The sequence below is a fragment of the Pseudomonas sp. SIMBA_067 genome (genome assembly GCF_046534675.1).
In the GTDB taxonomy this organism is placed as follows: Bacteria; Pseudomonadota; Gammaproteobacteria; order Pseudomonadales; family Pseudomonadaceae; genus Aquipseudomonas; species Aquipseudomonas putida.
The window spans coordinates 1-305 of sequence record NZ_JAWRYH010000223.1; the positions used below are offsets into that span (position 1 = coordinate 1).

Genomic DNA, 305 nt, shown 5'->3' on the forward strand with positions numbered 1-305 from the left:
GAGATCTGGGAAGATACCGACGGTCAGGTTGATGTATTTATTGCTGGCGTTGGGACTGGCGGTACGCTGACTGGCGTCAGCCGCTACATTAAAGGCACCAAAGGCAAGACCGATCTTATATCTGTCGCCGTTGAGCCAACCGATTCTCCAGTTATCGCCCAGGCGCTGGCAGGTGAAGAGATTAAACCTGGCCCGCATAAAATTCAGGGTATTGGCGCTGGTTTTATCCCGGCTAACCTCGATCTCAAGCTGGTCGATAAAGTCATTGGCATCACCAATGAAGAAGCCATTTCTACCGCCCGTCG

Annotated in this window: 1 protein-coding gene; it reads left to right on the forward strand. The window is 52.1% G+C overall.

Going from position 1 to position 305, the window contains the following annotated elements:
- Positions 1-305 (forward strand): pyridoxal-phosphate dependent enzyme (locus SB765_RS28830; RefSeq protein ID WP_410932383.1); only part of this gene is annotated, 305 nt, incomplete at both ends.